Here is a 16,153-nt window from a genome sequence, read left to right on the forward strand (position 1 = left end):
AACAATCAGTCACAACAAAACCCCTAACCTATAAGGGCATTAAAACCAGATAAACACTAGATGTAGTGTCTGGTTGCTCTAAATGGATAGCCCTTGCATATATACAGTATATTGAGTGTTGGGTTTTAATAAAGCAAGTTTTCTTTTGTTGGCTTTTTACAACGAGACGTTACGTTTTTGTCGCATCAGGAATACAAAAGCGATGCCGCCGACAAGGCCTGTAAGTATGCCGATTGGCATGTCTTCGGGTGGCATGATGATTCTGGAAGCGATGTCTGCCGCGACTAGGAACAAAGCACCGAATAGCGCCGATAACGGCAGGACTTTGCGATAATCGCCGCCAACCAGCAAACGCACGATATGCGGTACCATCAAGCCGACAAAGCCGATGACGCCAGAAAAAGCTACCGCAGCGCCAGTCAGCAGTGCGCAGACAACAATCACTATCAGGCGGAAGCGCTCGACCGGAACGCCCAAGGTGCTGGCACTTTCATCGCCAAGAGTCATAGCGTTTAGATAACGGGCGTTGTAAATCAAATAGCCGGAACCGAGTAAAAGCGTGACCAGCGGAAACCAAAGTTGTCCCCATTGAGCCAGTCCTAATCCGCCAAGCATCCAGAAAATCACTGTATGAGACGATCGATGATCGCCCATAAAAATGAACAGATTTCCCAAGGCCGTCAGCACAAAGGCGACGGCGACACCGGCGAGAATCAAACGACCCGCACTGTGTGCCGAGGAAAAATTCGCGACAGCTAAGACCAAAAACATTGCACCTAAGGCGCCAATGAAGGCAAACACGGGAACTGTAACCACACCTAAAATCATGCCAGTGTGGAGCAAGGCGATAATCGCGCCTAACGCCGCCCCAGAAGACACACCCAATAAATGCGGATCGGCCAAAGGATTGCGAGTCACGGATTGCAGTGCCGCACCGACAATCGCCAAGGCAGCCCCGACCATGGCGGCAAGCAGTGTGCGCGGTAAGCGAACTGCCCAGATGATGTTCTCGCGCCCCATCGACCAGTTAGGCAGCGTGTTGGTGATTGACAGTTTATGGCCGATCACGCTCCACACAGTGGACTGGCTAATGGACACGGAACCCACACCAATTGCCACGCCCATTAATAGCAAGAGTAAGATGCTCAACATGATTAACAACGCTGGCAGGGGGATGCGTCCCATGATGGTGAGCTTTTTCTGGCCTGCTTTCATGATGCGGTTCTAAAAGCCTCAGCTAAGCGTTTAATTGCATTAATATTACGAGGCCCCGGCGTTGCCTCGACGTATTCCAATACCACGAAATGATTGTTTTTCACGGCTGGAATATTTTCGAAGGCTGGGTTACTGCGCAAGAAGTTGATCTTTTGTTCTGCAGTCACGTCGCCATAGTTAACGATGACAATTACCTCTGGAGATCGATCAATAACAGCCTCCCATCCCATTTGCGTCCAGCTTTTCTGTACATCATCAACAATGTTTTTACCGCCAGCAGCTTCGATCAAAGCGGTTGGCATGCCGAATCGACCCGAAGTAAAAGGCTGCTCTTCACCGGAATCGTAAACGAAGACTTTCGGTGCTGTTTTTAATGGCTTGAGGTTGGCTTGGAAGTTAGCCAAATCTTGTTGGTAGCCTTTGACTAAAGCTTGCGCTTTTTCTTCTTTGTCAAAAATACGACCTAGATTGAGTAAATCCACATAAAGGTCATCCATGGAAACTTTTGGTTTGTCCATGATGTGAATACAGCTTTCTGTTAACTCGTAAACCTTGATGCCAAGAGGAGCCAAGGTATCAGGTGTGACGCCGCCACCGACACGCATGCCGTAGTTCCAGCCAGCAAAATAAAAGTCGGCATCGGCGCCTAATAGGACTTCTTTGTTTGGGTATTTAGGAGAAAGCTCAGGCAATTCACCAATGCCATTTCGTAGCGTTGGGTCTAGAGTTTTCCAGCCAGAAACACCTGTAAAGCCGACCATGTGGTCCTGTAGGCCAAGGGCCAACATCATCTCAGTTAGATTCACATCGTTTGATATCGCCGCTCTAGGCGCTTGCTCAAACGTGACCTCTCGGTCGCAGCTTTGTATCGTAACAGGATAGCCAGAAGCATTGGCCAAGCAAGTGTGTAAAAGCCCGAGTAATGCTCCGCCAATAATTAGTGACGTGCGTTTGGTGCGTGTATTGACGTTCGTTGTCATCGGTCTGTCCTGTTAATCATTCCGTTAATCGTTAATAAAAAAAGAAAATCTGGGTCGTTGTGTGATGGGATGCTCATCAATAATGGTGTCCACATCAAATACTTGTTTTATGCGTTGCTTGGTAAAGACATCATTGGGTGGCGCGCAGTCCTGCATTTCACCATTTTGCATTACTAAGACTCGGTCAGCGTAAGCGGAGGCGAGGGCCAAATCATGCAATGACACAATAAGCGTGCAGGGCAGTTTTGCTAATAAAGCCAACACATCAAGCTGGTGACGAATGTCGAGATGATTGGTTGGCTCATCGAGAATAAGTACATCAGGGCGCTGCGCTAACGCTCTGGCGATCATCACTCGTTGGCGTTCGCCGCCAGACAAAGAGTCAAAAGAGCGATCGGCCAAATGTGCCACATCAAGTAAGGCGAGTGCGCTATCGACGATTTCGGAATCTTCGTCAGAGCGTCCCCAAACAAGCGACTTTGGTGTCAGGCCGATTTCTACCATTTCAAAAACGCTTAGACCAAATTCACCGCCTGCGTCTTGTAATACGGTAGCGATGCGTTGGGCGCATTGGCGCGGCGACAAGGACCATAAATCTTGGTTATCAAGTAAAACCGTGCCCTTGGTTGGTTTATTGGTACGATAAAGACAGCGTAATAAGCTGGTTTTTCCGGAACCGTTCGGCCCAACAATCGCCAGAAACTCGCCTGGATGAATGGTGGCGGTTATTGGCTTGAGCAAGGTTTTGTCACGATAAGGCGACCAAGCGACGTCGTTCAGTTGTATGCCAGCGGGCTTGCAAGCGGAAAAAAACGCGTAAGAAGTATCGTCTTGTTGGCATTTATTAGTTGGAGTATTACTGGTTTGGCTGGTCAAGGCGATAGGGTTCCGTAATATTTAAATGTTATAATATAACAAAATAAGATATGGACACAATCTGCCCTTTAAAAGGCTGACTATACGTAAGGACGGTTAGCTCAACAAGGCCTGTTGATTGGCGAATTTTCATCTTCACATGCGCTAATTCAATAAAGAATCGGCAAGAGGGCTATATTGGCTCACGGTAGCGAGGTAAAGTTAGCCTATTTATGCCATGAGATGAAATGAGGATCGATATGTCTGAATACTTTGCAACGGTTGAGTGGAAGCGTGGTTCGCAGGTTTTTTCAGACAAAAAATACAGCCGTGCCCATGAATGGCAGTTCGAAGGCGGTATCGTTATTCCTGCTTCGTCGTCGCCACACATTGTGCCTTTGCCCATGTCTGTGGCGGAAAATGTCGATCCTGAAGAGGCCTTTGTTGCTTCTATTTCCAGCTGTCATATGTTGTTCTTTTTGGACTTCGCCTCACGCAAAAAACTCATAGTCGAACAATACACAGACCGCGCTATGGGCACCTTGGCCGTCGGCCCCAACGGCAAACAAATGATGACCGAAGTCGTGCTTCGTCCAACGGCCACCTTTGTGGGTGAAAGGCCCAGCGCCGATGTATTAAAAGCGCTTCATCACCAATCCCACGAAGCTTGTTTTATCGCTAACTCGGTGTTGACCGAAGTTCGAGTCGATGAGGCGTTTTGTATTTGATTTTTGACGTTAAACTTGGGTAATGGGAATGAACCAATCCAAGTCCTCAATCTCTTTAATCCAACGTTGAATATTTGGATACTCAGACAATTGATAAGCGCCGCCTTCTTCCGCCACATGGGTATAAGGGAAAAGGCAAATATCGGCAAGAGTCATAGTGTTTCCGACTAAATAAGTGTGATCGGCTAAGGCCTCTTCCATTTGTTTTAACGCGGCGTGACCTTGCTTAATCCGGTCTGGCAGCATCTGCTTTTTTAGATCCGTCATGGCGTTATGAGTTAGCCAAAATCGTGGTGAAGCAATATTAGGTTCATGGCTGTATTGCTCCCAAAATAACCATTTATAGACCTTGGCTCTAAGGATCGGATCCGGTGGCAATAGCGAGGAATTATACTGTTCCGCAAGATAGAGAAGCACCGCATTACTTTCGCTTAAGCATTGCCCGTCATCCAATTCCAAGACTGGAATTTTTCCATTTGGGTTCATCGCCAAGAAAGACTCTGTACGCGTTTCGCCCTTGGTGATGTCATATTGTTTTAAGATCACTTTCATGTCTAAGCGCGCGCATAACAAACGGATTTTATAACCGTTCCCTGAGGGCAAGAAATCGTGCAGAATCATGAGTGTCTCCTTCTTAGTTGATGCTTTGATCATCTGATAAACAGCGCACGGAAAAAAGCGAATTAAATTGAAGGCTGGCTTAACGCATTTTGATGAATGCATTTAAGTTAAAGTGTGTAAAACAAAGAGAGGACAGCATTGGACACGGAACTATTAAAGACGCTTGTGGCGATTGTTGATCATGGCAGTTTTCAACGCGCCGCTATGCAAACTTTTCGTACTCCCTCGGCCGTCAGCATGCAAATGAAGCGGCTAGAAGAGCAAGTCGGCACCGAGCTGTTTTGCAAGCAAGGTCGGGAGCAAGTGCTTACTGAAGACGGTCAGCAGTTGGTGCATTACGCACGGCGCATCTTGCAGCTGCAAGAGAGCGCATTACAATCCATCAAAGGCCCACAGCAGGGTGTCTTGCTGAATCTCGGTTGCCCAAATGATTATGTGGCGAATTTACTCGTTATTGTCATGTCTGTCATGGAAACCATGCAGCCTAGTATTCGCTTTCGAATTCGTACGGGGACATCGGCTGAACTAAGAGAGCTGATGGACAAGGGGGAGGTGGATTTAGCACTAGTTACACGAACACCTGACAGCGACGAAGGTTTGACCTTGTTCCAAGACAAAGGTGTTTGGGTGGCGAAGAAAGGCTTTGATTGGACGACACTGAATCCTTTATCACTGGCCTTATATGAATCGAGCTGTAAATTCCATTCTAGCGCAGTTGATGGTTTGCAGAAAAAAGGCACGGATTATCAGCTGTATTGTGTGACCGCGAATCTTACCCTGATTGAACGTCTTCTAATGGCCGAAAAAGCTATCTCCGCCATCGCCAGCATCAGCGTGAATGATTCACTGGAAATCATCGAAAGTGACCTATTGCCAGCCTTGCCAGCGGTACAAATTGCCTTTTCCCGCTCCGCCTCCGCACCCGATTGGTTAACGATCGCTTGGATAGAAGAAGTAATTGAACGGGTGAGGAAGTAAAGTTAATGACAAGTTCAAGCCTCTGCAACAGTATAAAACCATTCAACATTTTTCGTTATTTCACCCCAATGTGACGCCTTCACTCTGGCTTGATGTTTTTCAAATGCCGCTTTGTCGGTGAATTCTTCGTACACATCAAAGTGTTGTGGGTTGTTTGAATCTCGCACCACAGTGAAGGCGTTGCAACCCGCTTCTTGCTGCGTCAGGGTGATGTGGTTGGGTAGCTCTGCCAATACCGCATTTAGATCTTCTGATGGCACTTCAATATGACCGCTTAGGGTAACGTTTGGCATGGTCGTTCGTCCTATCGGTTCTTTGTGAGAGAAAATGCCCAATTAAATTTCACTGCGCTGACGGCGAGTAATATCAATATCACTCCGAGTATTTGCGTTAGGCTGATATGGGTCGAAAAAGCCAAATGGTCGACAAATAGAGCGGTGATCGGATAAATAAACGATAGCAAGGCAATTAGACTGGTGGGTAGCTTTTGAAAGCTGTCGTACATGATGATGTACATAAATCCGGTTAGCACGGCACCGAGTATCAATAGATCCATCCAATGACTGGTTTGCGTCGGTAAATTGTTGAAGTCCGCAAAGGGCAAAAGCATAAAGATACCAACGACCACCTGTACCAAGGCCACAAATGTCGAAGGTACTTGGCTGACTTTTTTCGTCACCAAAGTAGTCACGGTATAAAGTAACGCCGCACCTAAGGCGAGTGATAAGCCAAATAATGCATAAGATCCATCGCTGCTTGCTTCACCCGAGAAGAGGGCATTGAGTTCATTCAAATCCAATTCTACGATTAAAAACAGCCCGATAAACGCCAAGGCGAGCCAAAACAGTAAGCTGGCCGATAACTTTTCTTTGGTGATTAACGCACCAGTTATGACTAAAAAGAGTGGTTGCATGTGATAAGCCACTGTGGCGATAGAAAAGGGAATGTAATTGAACGAGGCAAATAGAAATATCCAGTTTCCTACCAAGGTGACGCCACCCAAAATAATCATCAGCAAGACACTGCGCTGAAAGTATTCTCGACGAATTAATCCTGCATAGTAGGCGTAACCGCCTAGAACAAGAGCGCCGATGACGCAGCGGAAAAATACTACGTTCCAAAAGGCTTGGCCTGAACTGATAACAAAATAACCGATAGTGCCAGAGAGAATCATGGCGAGAACCAATTCGATAGTGCCTATGGTGGTGCTGGAGCGCTGCATGGTATTCCTTTGAGTCATGACGAAACTCGATAATAACAGAGTCTTAAATCAAGATTGTCATTTTGCTGTGTTAGAGAAGGTTAATGTGTAAAATGATTAACCATTATCGCTAAAACTGTTCGCGCAACTATCCATGAGAACTTATGACTTCTGACAATTCGTTATTTCCTAAAAATCCATTATTACTCGACAACCAGTTGTGTTTTGCCCTGTACTCGACGTCTCTTGCGATGACGCAGTTTTATAAAGAGCCGCTTTCAGCGATCGGTCTGACCTATCCGCAATATACGGTGATGTTGATTTTGTGGGAGCAAGATGGCGTAAGCTTGAAGCACATCAGCGATGCGCTTGGGCAAAAATCTGGTGCACTTACACCCGTAATCAAGCGTATGGAAGCTGATGGATTAGTGCAGCGTTTACGTGGTGTGGACGATGATCGTAGCTTGAGTATTGCCTTGACTGAAAAAGGCAAAAAACTGCGTGAACAAGGTTTAGAAGTAAACCGCTGTGTTGCTGAAGCATGCGGAATCGATATGAATGAAGTGGTCGCTTTACGTGAGCAGCTCGTTGCCCTTAGGAAAAAACTTACGAAATAGGTATTGCGCAATAATAGTTATTGCAATAACATAAATTCATCGGCTCATCCTATTGAGCCTTTATTTTTAACTTTATTGTTATCGCGATAATTATTAAGTAAGCAATATTCATCAATAGTGTTATTAAGGAGCAATATTATGAAACCTATTTACAGCGCAACAGCAACATCCACTGGTGGCCGCGACGGTCGCTCTGTTTCATCTGATAATAAACTGGACCTCGCTCTAAGCACGCCAAAAGAACTTGGTGGCGCTGGTGGTGAAGGGACTAACCCAGAGCAGCTATTTGCCGCAGGTTACTCTGCTTGTTTTATCGGTGCATTTAAGTTGGTGGCATCCAAGCAAAAAGTGAAACTTCCAAATGATGTCAGCATAACGGCTACCATTGGTATCGGTGAAAACACGAAAGGCGAAGGCTTCACTATCTGTGCAGATTTAGAAGTAGATGTGCCTGGCGTAGAAAAAGACGTTGTTGAGCAATTGGTTGAAGCCGCTCACAAGGTTTGCCCATATTCCAATGCGACACGCGGTAACATTGATGTGAACTTCACCATCAAATAAACGCTTTCAAATTGAAGCGTTAGTCTGAGAGTCCCTTTTGCATGAATTTGCAGAAGGGATTTTTTGTTGCGTTTTAATCATAGTCTTAACCGACTACACTGGTGTTGATACGACACATTTTCTGATTTAAATAGAGGTGAAACAGCATGACACATCGAAAGCTCGAACAGCATGAGATAGAGCAAGCCCTTAACCAGCTAAATACAGAATCGTCAGAAGACTGGGCAATAGAAGACGAAAAACTCAGTAAAACCTTTAAATTCAAAGACTTTCAGCATGCTTTCGGTTTTATGACCATGTGTGCGATATACGCAGAAAAGAAAGATCATCATCCCGAATGGTTTAATGTTTACAACAAAGTTAGCATTCAACTGACGTCTCACGATGTATCTGGCATCTCTAATAAAGACTTTGATTTAGCGAAAAAAATGGAAGCCTTTGCATTGTCTTTGTAACCGATATTTCGCGGTAACGCATAGGCTTTTCATATAACGGAATTAATTGGCCATAATGGCTGCTAATAACTGGCTAGAAGTAGGCACTAGACCCACTTTAATTTCGAAAGGCTTGAATACTTTATTGATGATCTCAGAGGTGTAATTGCCCTTGTCGTTTTCGATCTCGGACAGAGTTTTACGTGACACACCTGCAAGCTCTGTGTATGCATCTTGCCGTAAGCCTAAGACACCAACACGTAGCTCCCGCAACGCCATACCTTGTGTTATTTCATTCATTAGTAGACGTTTAATTATTTGATTGATCGCAATTAGCTGCTCTTCACTTGTCATCGGCTCTAAACTTTTCGATGCGCGTTGGCGAAGAGAGTTGCTAGTCGACGCATTTGGTACTGCTAGATTAATAGTGTTAGCAATAGGCGCAGTCTTCTTTACCTCTACTACAGGCTCTTGTGCAACCTTGGCTGGTTTTTCTATCACTTCTACCGGTGTTTTGGCTTTTACTTCTTTTTTTGCTTTTTCCTGCTTTTTGGCTTCTAACTTTTCTTGTTTCTTCTTTTTTAGCTCATTTTTCTTTGATTTAGCTTTGTGCTTCTTCATTGGTTGAGCGCTGTCTAATTGTCCTTTCATCTTCATTTTTTGTCTCCGCAGTCTTTAGATAAAGCATAGTTGATACTGTTAATAAAGTGAGAGTACAGAGCTAATATGACAGATAAGTAACAATAATGAATGAAGAGAAAGTTTATAACGTCCTCCATCCTGTTTTAGGACGCTTTACTCGCATTTTCCTTTCATTGTGACTTCTTTTAAAAGCACTTTGAAAGGAAATATCTCCATGAAACGATTTGCGTGTTTTGTTTTATTGGTCATCAGTTGGGCGGCGAATGCTTCTGCGTATTCGGTGGGTTTTGATCAGGTTCAGTTATATACAGACAGCGATAGGCCGTTAAAAGCCAGTGTTTGGTATCCATCACAGACGACCTTTCCCACTGAAAGAATTGCGGAAAACGCGGCGTTTTTTGGAAGCAATGTGGTACGAGTGGGAACGCCTTTGGCGGGTAAGTTTCCGCTGGTAGTGATATCTCATGGTTATCGTGGCAATTGGCGTAATCAGAATTGGCTTGCAACGAAATTGGCACAAGATGGTTATGTTGTGGCGTCACTTGATCATCCTGGAACCACGTCGTTTGATCATTCTGCACAAGCGGCAGCTCAGTGGTGGCAGCGCGCAGGTGATTTATCGCGTTTGTTGGATTGGTTGTTAAACGAGTCTTATCTATTGCCAAATATCGATGCTAATAACGTTACCGCAATCGGTCACTCATTGGGTGGCTGGACGGTGATGTTGCTAGCGGGCGCGCAATTTGATCGTGATCAGTTGAAGCAAGAATGCAGCCTGAAAGCGAGTCCTCGTGTGTGTGGTTTAGCGACTGAATTGGGCTTGGATAAACCGCAAGTGGGCGAACCAACGGGTAGTTTAAAAGACAAACGAATTAAGCGTGTTGTGTCGTTAGACTTGGGTTTGGCGCGTAGCTTTTCCCGCCAGAGCTTACAGAGTTTAACCACTCCGACTCTAATCCTCGCGGCGGATGTCGATATTGGCGATTTACCTCAAGCGGAAGAGTCTGGCTTTCTTGCCCAATATATCCCCAAAAATAAGCGTCAATACATTGTCTACCCAGACGCCGCGCACTTTAGCTTTATGCAGCTTTGTAAGCCCGGTGCCATTGATTTGATAGAAGAGGAAGAGCCGGGTGATGGCATTGTTTGCCAAGACGGTAATGACAGGTCACGAGATGAACTTCATCAGGTGATCTACCAAGACATCATTCGATTTATCCACGCTTCTTAACTCTTCATGTTAGCACGCCGAAAGGCGCTCGGTGTTTGTTGCGTCACCCGAGAAAACTCTCGATGGAAGTTAGATTTCGTCTGAAAGCCAGAGTCCAAATAAATTTGGGTGATGGCTTTATCAGTTGAAAGTAAAAGCGTTTTTGCTCGTTCAATACGATATTCGTTCACGACTTGAGAAATGTTGCGGCCGTAAACTTGGTTAATGGCAGCGGAGATCTGACGCGCTGGAATACAGGCTTTTCTGGCGAGTCTGTCGAGTGTTAGATCTGGGTCGAGAAATACTTCTTTGGTACTCAGCAAAACGTCTATTTTATGAATGATGTCTTTCACCTCATCGTCAGTTAACGGATGCTGAGACTTGTCTTTTGATTCTTCTACGGATGTTGTTTTTTCATTTTGATCGGACGCTTCTTCATTAACGCTGGGTGCCATACTTAGACTCATCATAATGACGGCAACTGACAGCATTGGCAGTAATATCGCATGACCAATAGCGAGAATAATCAGTGCATGCTCGCCAGCAAAAAAAGAAAAGTCGACGGCTAAAGCACCATCAATCATGGCAGACATTAAGAGAATACTACCGGCGATGCGTTCGGCTTTTAAGGCGTTATCGATGTCGGATAAACGCACTTGCTCTGGAAGGTTTGATGTTTTAAACGAGGCTCGAATTAATGCAATGCCATAGCTCACATAAAGCAGCGTTAACATTGGGTCCAAAGGTGGTCGCCAAAATGGATAACTGAAAGACGCCAAGGTAACAAAAATAGGTGGTAAAAAATGCCAAACTTTAAACTGATGGCGCTTATGAGCGCTTGAAAAACAGTACCAAGCGGTAACGGGAATACAAGAGGCCAGGATAGGTTGGATCAGACGGAATAAAGAATAATCAAAGGTCCAACGCAGACCAACGACGGTCGTTGTTAGCGCACACAAAGCAATAAAAACAAACGCGGATTGTGTGGTTTCTTCGCGACGAAAAAACAAGACGCCAGCCAAGATAGCTAATAGCAAGGCAACCACAAAAGGTAAGGGAATAGCGATCATTTTGGCTCCATCTTTTATCACTCAGATCTTTATTATGTCCTAGATCCTTATCAAGAACGTCCTTAAACCTGATTTAGGACGCGAATCTTTCTTTCGCAACGTACTGTTAAGCCTTCAATAACTCTTTGGGTTAATCAAAGGAGAAAAGTATGGACTGGTATTTTGATGCGTGGAAGCGTTATGCGCAATTTTCTGGACGAGCATCGCTAAAAGCATTTTGGATGTTCTTCTTGGTGAACTGTTTGATCTCGGTTGTGTTTGTTGTGTTGGAAATAGTCTTTCAATCGACATGGAAAATAGAGGCGCTTTATAGCTTGTTGGTTTTTTTACCCATGCTGTCTTTGACTGTACGTAGATTGCATGACACCAACCGTTCCGCTTGGTGGTTGCTGGTGGTTTTGGTGCCCGCGATAGGCATGCTTGTTTTGCTGATGTTATTGGCCTTACCAAGTGAACCTGACAGCGACTTTGGACATTATCCACAAAATAACGCCATGCTATAAACAGGAGCCAAACATGAAAGATGTTAATAACTTACCCCACTTATCCACCATGTTATGCTCAATTTTACTGCTTTTGTCGGTTTCTGCTTGCAGCAGTGAAGCAAAAACCACGAATGAAAGTAACTTAGCATTTTCAGATGACGTAAAAGCCGTGGTCTACATAGAGTCGCCGAAAGTTGGGACTTTATTGCAGCTGCGAGGTATCGCAGGAAAAGGTGTGTTGATTGCCAAAAAAGACAATCGACAAGAAGATCAATCAACCTGTGTTTCTGCTCCAATTCGACTCGCCGCCGGAGATTTCAGTGGCGACAGCATTGGGATTCAGTCTGCAGAACCTATTCGATTGCTTATCTACTCCGATAAGGTCGCAGAAAAACTGGGGAGAGGGGATGAAGTGGTCAGCGAACATTATGTTATTACCGATCAAAATGATACCGGACTTGGCGACATCAAAATCGAATCTGGTTTAACGCTCAGTTATGGCTTTGTTCTTAACCCCGGCGAATGGTCTTGGTCATCCGTATTTGGTTTGGATCACCACGATGTGAATTGTAGTCTTAATAGTAATGCGTTAAATCGCCCAACTTGAGACGTTTTTCATACTGTCTAACAATATCTTTTTTGCCTGTTCGAAGCCGTCAGGCAACGTATTGTTTTTGTGAGATACAAGGTAAATAGGATAAGTAAATTCAGCCGCGCCTTTTACCTTACGCAAGCGTCCATCTTGTAAATAGCGATCAACTACTCGTGTGCGGAAATAGCCGTTTCCGCCTTTCGCTAACATGTATTTGAGCGCCATAGGGCCAAGCGAAAATTGCATCGCTGCTCGGCGGTTAAAAGGGACACAACGATCAAACTGCAGGGTGAATTCTTCTCCCCATTCAATGAATAAATCTGGCGTTTTTCGCTGTTTGGAGACGACGTGAATGAGCTTTTCCTCAATGATCTGTTCGACGATTAAACCGGGTAAATAGCGTGGACTATGAACAATAATGGCATCTACTTCTTGTTTCTGAAGGGATTGATACAAACTGTCAGTTGTCGTCACTTGGCTGTTGATGACTAAATGAGGCATGTCGTCACTCATTGCCAGTAGCCAGTCGATGAGAATCGGGTTCCACAGGCTAATTTCGCCACCAATCCTCAAAGTCTGCTGAGCCTGATAATCTGAAATGCCGCAAAGCTGCTTTGCCTGCTCCCAAGATTCCAGCATATTTTTCGCCGGGGACACGAAGGCTTCACCACTTTTGGTCAGCTTAGCGCCGGCTCTATTTCGTACAAATAAACGGCAATCTAAGGATGACTCTAGAGCCTGAACCCGCGCAGTTACTGTCGTTTGAGTCACGTATAGACGCTCTGCAGCCTTGGCAAAAGTGCCCGCGTGAATAATTTCGAGAAAGGTTCTGGCTTGTTCAATATCCATCTTTATTTTAAATGCAATTATATTGCACTTAAGCCTCATTTAAATTCGTTATACATGAGGCTATTTTAATCACTAAAATGGCGCCGTTACTAGGAAAACACTATAGATCGCCTTAGTTGTTTGAAATCGTTATTTATTTTTGTAAGGCCTTATTAAATAAATGTTCCTCTCATTTTGTCGTAATACTGCTCAATTCATTGGTATTGAAACCAATAAAACTTCTCACTTTGAACGCTTTTTATCAGGTATGACGGCTTGTCTCGCATTAGTTAGTGTTTACTATTTATCGAGCCTGTTTTTATCTCTGCCGGATTCATTATTGGTGGTCGCTTCTATTGGGGCCAGTGCAGTTTTATTGTTTGCCATTCCCCATGGTGCTTTGTCTCAGCCGTGGCCCTTTGTTACTGGTCATCTAATATCAGCGCTGATTGGTATTGGCTTTTATCAGGCGTTCGGAGCGTCTTTTGTGACTGGAGCGGCCGCTGTGGGCGTATCGATTATCGGCATGCATTATCTTCGTTGCTTGCATCCACCTGGCGGGTCGACCGCACTATCGTGTGTTATCGGTGGCAGCAGCATACATGCGATGGGATTTGAATTTTTACTGTATCCGCTATTGATTAATCTATTAGCGATGCTGGTGTTCGCTTTCATCATCAACAATGGCTTTCATTGGCGGCGTTATCCCGCTTCTTTAAATGTTTCGCTCCATCAAGAAGCCCATGAACAGCACCTGATTGAAATGGAAGACCTTTATCACGTGCTAGAGCAGGAAGACATTTTTATCGACGTGAGTGCAGAGGAGCTTATGCATATCTACAACGCCGCAAGAGAGCACGCGAAAGAGCGCCATAAAAGACGTGTAGCGAAATTGCCGAGATAGGGCGCTATGGCTCTTATTGATCCATTTCGAGATTGATATCTAATGCAAAAGGGCTAACATGTTTTTTCAATTCTCCTTTTTAAAAAACATGGTTTTTTGAGATTATTTCGTTACAGCCAACTGTATTGATAAGACCTTACTTTACCTTCTTCGGCACCTGCTAGCCTAGTAAGCGCTCTTTATCGAATGATACATTCTATTTGGGCTGACACACTTCGATATCCCATAGTTTCATTAATTCTGTAATGGAAGCGTCGAGATCCGAGGCATCCACTCCATCTCTAGCTAGTATCGATACACCTAGCAGGAAACTATTGAAGGCGATTCCCATAGACCTAGCGTTCGCTTTTTTGGACAGCTCTCCCATAGCGATTGCGTGTTCTACGCATCGCACAAAGCCTTGAAACGTTCGTGAACGCGAGGCCGTAAGTGGTTCAACAACGTGAGTAAGCTCTGGCGTGGGTGCGCTCATTGTCCCCAAAGACACCATACATCCCTTGGGATGCCCTGATTCACATTGCATTTTTGTCGAGCGACGGAGTGCAAGCTCAACAGCGTCTTTGGGTGGAATCTCGTCGTCCCATAGGGAGTCTGTTACGCATGCATAAGTTTCTAAATAACATTGTACAGCTTCATTGAACAATTCCTCTTTAGAGCCGAATGCTGCGTAAAAGCTGGGTGTAGAAATCCCTCCACCAATATTAGCCTTTAGTTGGCTTAGAGAAGTCATTTCGTAGCCATGTTCCCAGAAAAGATGCATAGCTTGCACAACTGCTTTCTGGCGATCAAATGTTCTAGGTCTGCCCATTTTTGCCATTTCTTTCTCCATTTCTTTTATGACTTATATACTACTTGATACATAAGTTATTGACAATGTTAGGTGCTTTGTCATATATTTGTATCGATCGATCTATAAGTCGTCACGGAGACACATAAGTGCCAACGTGTAACCCACCAAATTTTTAAAGGACAGTTTTTTTGTGAATAATTCTCTCAATAAAGCAAATGCGGGAGATCCAGATCGCTTACCTATGTCGGCACTGCTTGCATTGGCGATGACCGGATTCATTTGTATCGTCACTGAAACATTGCCTGCGGGGCTGCTGTCTCAGATCAGTGCAGGTTTGGAAATAAGCCAAGCTATGGCAGGTCAAATGGTAACTGCATATGCGTTGGGGTCGTTGCTTGCGGCCATTCCATTGACAATTGCGACACGTGGCTGGAAGCGGCGTAACGTTCTGCTGCTGACCATCTTCGGTTTCTTCGTTTTCAACTCGGTTACCGCTTTATCAAGCAACTATGTTCTAACATTGGTTGCTCGTTTCTTCGCGGGTGTTGCAGCTGGACTTGCTTGGAGTCTATTAGCTGGTTATGCGCGCCGTATGGTCCAGCCCCATCAGCAAGGCCGTGCAATGGCTGTCGCCATGGTCGGTATCCCTCTTGCTTTGTCTTTGGGTGTACCTCTTGGCACATTTATGGGCGCTACTATCGGTTGGCAAACTGCATTTGGCGTTATGTCAGGTTTGGCACTTGTCTTGATCGTCTGGGTGATAGCGAAGGTTCCTGACTATCCTGGGCAGTCCGCTCACGAGCGCTTACCGTTGAAGAAAGTCTTCATGAGTCCCGGAGTACGACCAGTACTCTGCGTGGTTATGACATGGATGTTAGCCCACAATATTCTCTATACCTATATTGCCCCGTTTGTTGAGCAAGCAGGGCTTGGAGAACGAATAGACTTGGTTCTACTTACCTTTGGTCTTGCGGCCCTTGTCGGTATTTGGTTTGCAGGCATGCTGGTGGACCGCTATTTACGTACTACCGTTCTAACAAGTCTTTTAGCATTCGCTTTAATTGCTTTGATATTTGGATTTGGTGCTCAATCTCCAGAAATTATCTATATCGGTGTCGCAGTATGGGGCATCACTTTTGGAGGCGCATCCACCTTATTGCAAACCGCATTGGCCGATGCTGCAGGTAATGGTGCTGATGTGGCGCTTTCTATGAATGTTGTTGCATGGAATTCAGCTATTGCCTGCGGAGGTATCCTTGGCGGGATACTGCTTGATTCAGTAGGTGTTAGCTCTTTCCCTTGGTCTCTGTTGGCCTTACTTTCAATCGCATTTTTAATAGCTTGGTCATATCATTCGCATGCCTTTAAATCTGGGGCGCGTATTGGTGGAAGGTCGGCCGTTTAACATTGATTGAAAAATGTCTGATTAAGTAGGCCTAACA

The 16,153-nt window shown here is 45.0% G+C and carries 20 protein-coding genes; 10 read left to right on the forward strand and 10 right to left on the reverse strand.

Going from position 1 to position 16,153, the window contains the following annotated elements; translation table 11 throughout:
* Positions 1 to 156: 156 nt before the first annotated feature.
* From DFP77_RS15235 to DFP77_RS15245, 3 genes are read right to left on the reverse strand one after another with little or no spacing between them, the layout of a single operon-like run.
* Positions 157 to 1,185 (reverse strand): FecCD family ABC transporter permease, encoded by a 1,029-nt coding sequence (locus tag DFP77_RS15235; protein ID WP_309477165.1) that lies wholly within the window; start codon positions 1,183 to 1,185, stop codon positions 157 to 159.
* 26 nt (positions 1,186 to 1,211) lie between these two features.
* The gene (locus tag DFP77_RS15240) at positions 1,212 to 2,195 is read right to left on the reverse strand and encodes an ABC transporter substrate-binding protein (protein WP_114413092.1); all 984 of its coding nucleotides are present in this window, start codon (positions 2,193 to 2,195) and stop codon (positions 1,212 to 1,214) included.
* A gap of 24 nt (positions 2,196 to 2,219) precedes the next feature.
* Complete coding sequence (locus tag DFP77_RS15245) at positions 2,220 to 3,071, reverse strand: ABC transporter ATP-binding protein (RefSeq protein ID WP_114413093.1); 852 nt, start codon at positions 3,069 to 3,071, stop codon at positions 2,220 to 2,222.
* 239 nt (positions 3,072 to 3,310) lie between these two features.
* On the opposite strand from DFP77_RS15245, the gene DFP77_RS15250 reads away from it, so the two are divergent.
* Positions 3,311 to 3,778 (forward strand): OsmC family protein, encoded by a 468-nt coding sequence (locus DFP77_RS15250; protein WP_114413094.1) that lies wholly within the window; start codon positions 3,311 to 3,313, stop codon positions 3,776 to 3,778.
* Between the two features lie 9 nt (positions 3,779 to 3,787).
* Here DFP77_RS15250 and DFP77_RS15255 read toward each other — a convergent pair whose 3' ends face one another.
* Positions 3,788 to 4,399 carry a glutathione S-transferase family protein gene (locus DFP77_RS15255; RefSeq protein ID WP_114413095.1) on the reverse strand — a complete coding sequence of 204 codons (612 nt, stop codon included), beginning with the start codon at positions 4,397 to 4,399 and terminating at the stop codon, positions 3,788 to 3,790.
* Between the two features lie 138 nt (positions 4,400 to 4,537).
* Between DFP77_RS15255 and DFP77_RS15260 the strand changes: the two genes are divergently transcribed.
* Positions 4,538 to 5,377, forward strand: a complete 840-nt coding sequence (locus DFP77_RS15260; RefSeq protein ID WP_114413096.1) for a LysR family transcriptional regulator — start codon at positions 4,538 to 4,540, stop codon at positions 5,375 to 5,377.
* Positions 5,378 to 5,391: 14 nt separating this feature from the next.
* Here the strand turns inward: DFP77_RS15260 and DFP77_RS15265 are convergent, their stop codons facing one another.
* Both DFP77_RS15265 and DFP77_RS15270 read right to left on the reverse strand, forming a co-directional pair.
* Positions 5,392 to 5,670 (reverse strand): putative quinol monooxygenase, encoded by a 279-nt coding sequence (locus tag DFP77_RS15265; protein ID WP_114413097.1) that lies wholly within the window; start codon positions 5,668 to 5,670, stop codon positions 5,392 to 5,394.
* A gap of 11 nt (positions 5,671 to 5,681) precedes the next feature.
* Positions 5,682 to 6,617, reverse strand: coding sequence for a DMT family transporter (locus DFP77_RS15270; RefSeq protein WP_258861186.1), 936 nt, complete (start codon positions 6,615 to 6,617; stop codon positions 5,682 to 5,684).
* A gap of 125 nt (positions 6,618 to 6,742) precedes the next feature.
* Here DFP77_RS15270 and DFP77_RS15275 point away from each other — a divergent pair, with 125 nt between their 5' ends.
* The 3 genes from DFP77_RS15275 (at position 6,743) to DFP77_RS15285 (ending at position 8,211) form a co-directional block, all read left to right on the forward strand.
* Positions 6,743 to 7,195 (forward strand): MarR family winged helix-turn-helix transcriptional regulator, encoded by a 453-nt coding sequence (locus DFP77_RS15275; RefSeq protein ID WP_110574699.1) that lies wholly within the window; start codon positions 6,743 to 6,745, stop codon positions 7,193 to 7,195.
* A 138-nt stretch (positions 7,196 to 7,333) separates the two neighbouring features.
* Positions 7,334 to 7,756, forward strand: coding sequence for an organic hydroperoxide resistance protein (locus DFP77_RS15280; RefSeq protein WP_110574701.1), 423 nt, complete (start codon positions 7,334 to 7,336; stop codon positions 7,754 to 7,756).
* 146 nt (positions 7,757 to 7,902) lie between these two features.
* Positions 7,903 to 8,211 carry a 4a-hydroxytetrahydrobiopterin dehydratase gene (locus DFP77_RS15285; RefSeq protein ID WP_114413099.1) on the forward strand — a complete coding sequence of 103 codons (309 nt, stop codon included), beginning with the start codon at positions 7,903 to 7,905 and terminating at the stop codon, positions 8,209 to 8,211.
* A gap of 42 nt (positions 8,212 to 8,253) precedes the next feature.
* On the opposite strand, the gene DFP77_RS15290 is transcribed toward DFP77_RS15285, so the two are convergent.
* A complete protein-coding gene (locus DFP77_RS15290) occupies positions 8,254 to 8,847 on the reverse strand; it encodes a helix-turn-helix transcriptional regulator (RefSeq protein ID WP_114413100.1) in 594 nt (197 codons plus the stop codon).
* 199 nt (positions 8,848 to 9,046) lie between these two features.
* On the opposite strand from DFP77_RS15290, the gene DFP77_RS15295 reads away from it, so the two are divergent.
* Positions 9,047 to 10,063 (forward strand): alpha/beta hydrolase family protein, encoded by a 1,017-nt coding sequence (locus tag DFP77_RS15295; protein ID WP_114413101.1) that lies wholly within the window; start codon positions 9,047 to 9,049, stop codon positions 10,061 to 10,063.
* Here the strand turns inward: DFP77_RS15295 and DFP77_RS15300 are convergent.
* Positions 10,060 to 11,112 (reverse strand): helix-turn-helix domain-containing protein, encoded by a 1,053-nt coding sequence (locus tag DFP77_RS15300; RefSeq protein ID WP_114413102.1) that lies wholly within the window; start codon positions 11,110 to 11,112, stop codon positions 10,060 to 10,062. The genes DFP77_RS15295 and DFP77_RS15300 overlap by 4 nt on opposite strands.
* 149 nt (positions 11,113 to 11,261) lie before the next feature.
* Here DFP77_RS15300 and DFP77_RS15305 point away from each other — a divergent pair, with 149 nt between their 5' ends.
* Together DFP77_RS15305 and DFP77_RS15310 are read left to right on the forward strand one after the other, a co-directional pair.
* Positions 11,262 to 11,615 (forward strand): DUF805 domain-containing protein, encoded by a 354-nt coding sequence (locus DFP77_RS15305; protein WP_114413103.1) that lies wholly within the window; start codon positions 11,262 to 11,264, stop codon positions 11,613 to 11,615.
* 13 nt (positions 11,616 to 11,628) lie between these two features.
* On the forward strand, positions 11,629 to 12,204 hold the full coding sequence (locus tag DFP77_RS15310; RefSeq protein WP_114413104.1) for a hypothetical protein: 576 nt from the start codon (positions 11,629 to 11,631) through the stop codon (positions 12,202 to 12,204).
* Here the strand turns inward: DFP77_RS15310 and DFP77_RS15315 are convergent.
* Positions 12,187 to 13,038, reverse strand: a complete 852-nt coding sequence (locus tag DFP77_RS15315) for a LysR family transcriptional regulator (RefSeq protein WP_181858573.1) — start codon at positions 13,036 to 13,038, stop codon at positions 12,187 to 12,189. The two genes, DFP77_RS15310 and DFP77_RS15315, sit on opposite strands and share 18 nt — an antisense overlap.
* A gap of 160 nt (positions 13,039 to 13,198) precedes the next feature.
* Here DFP77_RS15315 and DFP77_RS15320 point away from each other — a divergent pair, with 160 nt between their 5' ends.
* Positions 13,199 to 13,921, forward strand: a complete 723-nt coding sequence (locus DFP77_RS15320; protein ID WP_114413106.1) for an HPP family protein — start codon at positions 13,199 to 13,201, stop codon at positions 13,919 to 13,921.
* A gap of 196 nt (positions 13,922 to 14,117) precedes the next feature.
* Here the strand turns inward: DFP77_RS15320 and DFP77_RS15325 are convergent, their stop codons facing one another.
* Positions 14,118 to 14,738, reverse strand: a complete 621-nt coding sequence (locus tag DFP77_RS15325; RefSeq protein WP_114413107.1) for a TetR/AcrR family transcriptional regulator — start codon at positions 14,736 to 14,738, stop codon at positions 14,118 to 14,120.
* Positions 14,739 to 14,901: 163 nt separating this feature from the next.
* Here DFP77_RS15325 and DFP77_RS15330 point away from each other — a divergent pair, with 163 nt between their 5' ends.
* Entirely contained in the window at positions 14,902 to 16,116 is a 1,215-nt protein-coding gene (locus tag DFP77_RS15330; protein ID WP_255827685.1) for an MFS transporter, read from the forward strand.
* Positions 16,117 to 16,153 lie beyond the last annotated feature (37 nt).

This window comes from Marinomonas foliarum (assembly GCF_003337275.1).
Lineage (GTDB): Bacteria > Pseudomonadota > Gammaproteobacteria > Pseudomonadales > Marinomonadaceae > Marinomonas > Marinomonas foliarum.